Raw genomic sequence first — 5,494 nt, 5'->3', positions numbered from 1 at the left:
CCTGTCCCCGGTGCTCCCCGCCGAGACGATCCCCTATGAGCAGTGGGCGCAGCGGATGTGGTTCGACACCTGGATCTTCGGCAGCGGCGGCGGCTCCGGCTGACCGGCGCCCGGCGCCCGTGCACGGCGCCCCCGCGGCCCCCGGCGGGGGGGTGCGGGGGCGCCGCCGTGTGAACGGCGGGAGACCGCACGACAGGAGGGAAATCAACGTCCGGCGAACGGCGAAAATTCCATTTCGTGCCTCGGGATTTTCGCGCGGAAAGGTCTCGGCAACCCGGGGGGCGACTGGTAGTGTCTGGTCCCGGTTGCGGATGCGGTTTCCACGGCAGCTTAGGCGCCTCGCGGAACTTCGCGCGGGCGCCGGTCGTTTGGGCAGGAGACTCCCCGGGGACGGGCGCCCAGCAACCCGGGACCAGCAGGGTGCGGTCCCGATGTAGTCCCCAAAGGGAGAGCAAATGGCTCAGGGCACCGTGAAGTGGTTCAACTCTGAGAAGGGTTTCGGGTTCATCGCCGTCGAGGGCGGCGGCCCGGACGTGTTCGTGCACTACTCGGCGATCGCGGGTACCGGCTTCCGGAACCTGGAAGAGAACCAGTCGGTCGAGTTCGAGATCACCCAGGGGCCGAAGGGGCCGCAGGCCTCCAACGTGCGGTCGCTCTAAGCGCTCCCGAACGCTCCTGAACTCGGCCCTTCGCCCGGTCCCCGGGCGGAGGGCTTTCGCGTGTCCGCGGCCTCGCCCTCCTCCGGCGCAGCCGCCCCGCCGTCGCCGACCTGCGCCCGCAGCAGCGCCACCTGCTCGGTGAGCGCGTCCAGGCGGGTCATCACCGCGTCGTGCTGCTCCAGCTCCAGCTCCTGGTCCTCACGCCAGCGCTCGGCGTTGACCTCCTGCTCCAGCGCGGTCACGATCACGCCGATCACCAGGTTGAGGATGATGAAGGTGGTCGCCACCAGGTAGCCGACGAAGAACATCCAGGCGGCCGGGTGGGCCGCCATCACCGCCTCGGCGACGTCCGGCCAGTTCTCCGTGGTCATCACCATGAACAGGGTGAACAGCGAGGTGCCCAGGTCGCCGAAGTACTCGGGGGCGGCGTCCCCGAACAGCTTCTCCCCCAGCACCGCCGAGGTGTAGACGATGATCAGCAGCAGGCCGATCACCGTGCCCATCCCCGGCACCGCGCGGAACAGCGCGCTGACGATCTGGCGCATCTGCGGGACCACGCTGACCAGGCGCAGGATGCGCAGGATCCGCAGCAGGCGCAGCACCGAGAACCCGGCCGAGGCCGGTACCAGCGCGATCCCCACCACGAACAGGTCGAACCAGTTCCACGGGTCGCGGAAGAAGCGTGGGCCCCGGGCGTAGATCTTCACCAGCAGCTCGGCGGCGAACAGGCCGACGAAGGCCGTCTCGGCGAACCGGAAGTAGGCGCCCCAGGCGCGGAGCAGCCCCTCGTAGGTCTCCAGCCCCAGCGTGACGGCGTTGAGGAGGATGAGGACGATCACGGTGTTGCGGAACCATCCGGCGTCCACGATCTCCACCGCGCGCCCGCGCAGCGTCGGCTCGCTCACCTGTCCACTCCCCCGCCCCGAAGCACCCGCGTGCGGCCTCCCCGAACGGGTCCCCACCTTAACCCCCCCAGCGCCGCGCGCAGCAGGATGGCGCCGGACGAGAGGGGCCATAAGGACGATTGCGGACCGACCGGGAGGGGCCGGGCGCGGTCCGGCGCCGGGGGTGCGCTGTGCCGGACCGGTTCGGGAGCGGCTAACCTGCATGGGGTACCGGCAGGTGGGCCGGGGGGCCGACGGAAGGATGGGCATGTTCAACATCGGGATGGGGGAGTTCCTCGTTCTCGGCCTGCTCGCGGTCCTGGTCTTCGGTCCCGACCAGCTGCCCAAGGCCGCGAAGCAGGTCGGATCGGTGCTCAGACAGCTGCGGCGGATGGCCGACAGCGCCAAGAGCGACATCCGAGAGGGGCTCGGACCGGAGTTCAAGGACTTCGACGTGGAGGACCTCAACCCCAAGCGCTTCGTGCAGAAGCACTTCTGGGAGGCCGAGGACGAGGACGACGCGCCGCGCCGCTCCGGCTCGCAGCTGAACGGGCGGCGCCCGCCGTTCGACGACGAGGCGACCTGACGGCGAATCCTCTCCACCGCCTCCCGCCGCCCGCTCCTCAGCCGAACAGCATCACGATGAACAGGAACAGGGCGCCGACCACCACCGAGGCGACCAGGATCACCGGGGACCCCAGGAGCGCGATCAGCAGCTCGGCCAGCAGCGTTCCCCCGAGCGCCGCCGCGGGCCACACCCACCGCGGCCCCGGCTCCCAGGCGTTGCGCCGCTCGCGGGCGAGGGACACCACCGCCGCCGTCCCGATTCCCGCCCAGAACAGCAGGTGCCAGAAGGCTCGGGTCGACGGGTCGATGTAGTCGGCCGCGCTCCCGGTGGCCATCACGAAGAACACCGTCACCGCGATGAGCCGCCCGTGGCCGCCGCCGCGGAGCTCGGGGATGCGCTTGCGGCGCGCGGGGGTGCTGCGGCGGAACGGGGCCCCGGCCACGGCGTCCTCGTCGGCCGCCTCGGACGGCCCGGACGCCGGCCGCCACCGGGGCGCTTGTTGTTCGGGCAGGTGGTAGCCGCCCGGCAGGGCCTCGGCCTCGGGGTACTCGGTCCCGCCCGGGTACTGGGGGCGGTCGGGGCGGTCCGCACCGCCCGCGGGGTGGGGGCGATCGGTCACTGGTGCCTTCCTCGCTCACGCGGGGCGCGGGGGTCCTCGCCTGCTCCCTACCCCCGGCGGGGGGCGGACAACCGGACCGCCGGACGGGGCCGCCGCGCGCCAGGGGGTGTTGCGTGGGTCATGGCCGTAGACGGCACCGGCGGTGTCATGTCCGTCGCAAGGCCGCCGTGCTCCCGAAGAGCAGGAGGAGTCGGCCCGGGTGCGCTGTCGACCGGTGAGAACGCGGCGAGGGGCGTGCCCGGACACGGCCGAGCCCGGCCCGCAGGTTCCGAGCCGGGCTCTCAGCACGGGGGGCGTGGCGCCGTCACGGCCTCCGCCGGTCGGTCGTGCGCGTGCGCCGCCGCCTACCCCGCCGCCGTCCGGGTCACTCCCCGTCCGAGAAGAGCTCCTCGACGAAGCCGATGGCGGTCTCACCGATGGTGTCGGTGGTCCACCAGCTCCACCCGTACCACCAGCTCCACCCGGCGACCTGCCGGGCGGCGCCGGCCGTCGGGGAGGCGGCCTCCTCCGCGGACGCGGGAAGCGAGGCGCCCGTGACGGCGGCACCGGCTAGGGCCGCGATCACGCAGATCCTCTTGAGCACAACGCACCTTTCCTCGTATCGTCGTCCATCCCCGTGAATAAGATGACCTATCGGTCACAGTGCGCACAAGACCCAGAAGCACATATTAATGTCGACTTAAGCCCTATTTCTGACCATGTGGCGAATAGTCCGCGCCATTGGCGCCCGGGCGGCCAAGGGCGCACACCGGACCCCTCGATCACGCCTGTGACCGGCATGAACAGTGCTTCGCGCGGCCACGGCCCCGCCGGATGCGGAAGAATCCCTTCCCGCCCCCGCGACCGCGCGCGAACCGCCGGTCCCCACGACTCCGGGACTTTCGTCGACCGGGGGCGCGACCCTGCGGACGGTGAATTCCCCCGCTTCCCGGGGTAAATTCAGCGCATGGCCCGAACTTATCGCATCGGCCGCGTTAAGGAGGGGTGGTCGGCGGGAAAGATGGCTCTTTCACCCCTCTGGGCCCCCTGGCCGCCGCGGAGGGGCGCGCCGGGTCCGCTGTCCGGCCCCCGGAACGAGCGAAAGCCTGGCCCCCGTGGCACGGGAACCAGGCTTTCACCTGCTGTGGAGCTGAGGGGATTTGAACCCCTGACCCCCTCGATGCGAACGAGGTGCGCTACCGGACTGCGCTACAGCCCCTCAAGACGCTCTAAAGCTTAGCAGCTCTGCGCGAGTGCTCCGAACGCCTTTCCCCGGCCGCGGCGGCCCCGCGCCCCGGGCCCGAAGGGGCCTCAGTCGCCGACGGCGCGCTGGTGGGCGTCGGCGTACTGGTCGTACACCTCCTGCTCCCGGGGCGCGGGCATGTCGATGACCTCGGCCGTGCGGGCGGCGCGGGCCGCCTCCGCGCGGCGCCGGGCCGCAGCCCTGCGGCGCCGGAGGTCCTCGGCGGCGGCGCGGCGCTCGGCGTCGGCCTTGGCGGCCTCGCGCAGCAGCACCAGGTGCCCGGCGAGAAGCAGCACCGGCGGGACCAGCACCCACCACGGGCCCAGGTCCATCCCGACGGCGGCCCCGGTCGCGGCCAGCAGGGTGCACAGCGCGAGCGTGCGGCGGCGGCGACGGGCGATCACCCGCGCCCGGGTCTGCCGGACCCGGGGGGCGGCGCCGCGCCGGACCGGGGCCCGGCGGCGCTCCTCCACCGGAGCGGGCTCGGGCTCCTCCTCGGGCTCCCGGGGGTCCGCGCCGTCGTCGCGGACGCCCTCGCGGCCGACGGGCGCGCCGTGGGCCCCGTCCGCCCGCCCCCCGGCCCCGGCGCGCGGGCCCGGGACGTACTCGTCGTAGGAGAGGACCAGGGTGCTGTCAGGGTCGTCGTCGGCCGAGCCTTCGGGCGCGTGCGCCTCATCGGCCTCGGCGTGCCGACCGGTGTCGCGACCGGACTCGCGGTCCGCGTCCCGGTCGGTGTCGGGCTCGGCGCCCGGCTCGGGGTCGGCGCCGTCGCGCCGCATCAGCATGGGGACCAGGACGATGAGCCAGACGACGACAATGGCCAAGTACAAGGCAGAGCTGTTCATCGCCCCTCCTCGCACCGCCGGCCACCGGACACTCCCAGACGCCCCGGCGACACCGGTCCCCGCCTACGGCCGGGATCCGGCACCACGGCCCGTCCGCAGCCGGCTGCGCGGCTCAGCGTTCCATGCGCCGTCCCCCATGCGCCGTATGTACGTGTTACCGACATCGTTGATGCGTCTACGTTCCGCACGGTACGACCGAGTGTCCGTAAATGCGCAATATTCGGACCGGAGTGTCGTGAGATTGCAGTCTTCCTCTTCCTCGGCCACCTCCTCCGCGAGGAGAAACGAAAGGGGCGCGGCGGACGCCGCGCCACCGGCGCCCCGCGCCGGTTCCGGCGATTATCCCGCGCCCGGCCCGCCGCCGACAGGGCTTCGGGGAGGCGGCCGGGAACGGCCTTCGGCACCCCGGCTACGCGGGGCGTCGCCATGGTCGCACAGCGCGGGCACAATCGGCTCCCGGCGCAGGGGCGTACGGTTCGCCGGGTCCGTCCCGGTACCGGCGGGCCGACGAAACGGCGGCGCGGCGCGTCCTAGGAGCGCCCTTCGGCCGTCCTTCCGCCCTGGCGGCTGCGCCAGCGCGAGAGCAGCCCGCCCGGCACGTCCTCCACGGTCAGCGCGTAGCAGATGTGGTCGCGCCAGGCCCCGTCGATGTGCAGCTGCCGCTGGCGCACGCCCTCCTCGCGGAAGCCGAGCTTCT

7 protein-coding genes and 1 tRNA gene are annotated in these 5,494 nt (G+C 72.7%); 2 read left to right on the top strand and 6 right to left on the bottom strand.

The features are described from left to right. Window positions 1-455: 455 nt before the first annotated feature. Window positions 456-659 (top strand): cold-shock protein, encoded by a 204-nt coding sequence (locus D476_RS0127195; protein WP_017540722.1) that lies wholly within the window; start codon window positions 456-458, stop codon window positions 657-659. On the opposite strand, the gene D476_RS0127190 is transcribed toward D476_RS0127195, so the two are convergent. Further along, a complete protein-coding gene (locus D476_RS0127190; RefSeq protein WP_017627050.1) occupies window positions 656-1,564 on the bottom strand; it encodes an ion transporter in 909 nt (302 codons plus the stop codon). The two genes, D476_RS0127195 and D476_RS0127190, sit on opposite strands and share 4 nt — an antisense overlap. Window positions 1,565-1,811: 247 nt before the next feature. Here D476_RS0127190 and D476_RS0127185 point away from each other — a divergent pair, with 247 nt between their 5' ends. Beyond that, window positions 1,812-2,129 (top strand): sec-independent translocase, encoded by a 318-nt coding sequence (locus tag D476_RS0127185; protein WP_026123907.1) that lies wholly within the window; start codon window positions 1,812-1,814, stop codon window positions 2,127-2,129. Between the two features lie 37 nt (window positions 2,130-2,166). On the opposite strand, the gene D476_RS0127180 is transcribed toward D476_RS0127185, so the two are convergent. The 5 genes from D476_RS0127180 to D476_RS39420 all read right to left on the bottom strand — a co-directional run. Then, window positions 2,167-2,730 carry a hypothetical protein gene (locus D476_RS0127180; RefSeq protein WP_017627048.1) on the bottom strand — a complete coding sequence of 188 codons (564 nt, stop codon included), beginning with the start codon at window positions 2,728-2,730 and terminating at the stop codon, window positions 2,167-2,169. Window positions 2,731-3,094: 364 nt separating this feature from the next. Then, complete coding sequence (locus D476_RS0127175; RefSeq protein ID WP_017627047.1) at window positions 3,095-3,313, bottom strand: hypothetical protein; 219 nt, start codon at window positions 3,311-3,313, stop codon at window positions 3,095-3,097. 541 nt (window positions 3,314-3,854) lie between these two features. After that, a tRNA-Ala gene (locus tag D476_RS0127170) sits at window positions 3,855-3,928 on the bottom strand. 92 nt (window positions 3,929-4,020) lie between these two features. Next, entirely contained in the window at window positions 4,021-4,797 is a 777-nt protein-coding gene (gene sepX / locus D476_RS0127165; RefSeq protein WP_026123906.1) for a divisome protein SepX/GlpR, read from the bottom strand. 530 nt (window positions 4,798-5,327) lie between these two features. Beyond that, the coding region (locus D476_RS39420; protein WP_040727590.1) for a GNAT family N-acetyltransferase at window positions 5,328-5,494 on the bottom strand (167 nt) is incomplete at its 5' end.

Source organism: Nocardiopsis chromatogenes YIM 90109 (assembly GCF_000341185.1).
GTDB classification, from domain to species: domain Bacteria; phylum Actinomycetota; class Actinomycetes; order Streptosporangiales; family Streptosporangiaceae; genus Nocardiopsis_A; species Nocardiopsis_A chromatogenes.
The sequence above is the reverse complement of the archived record's forward strand: the minus strand, read 5'-3'. Positions and strand labels throughout refer to the sequence as shown.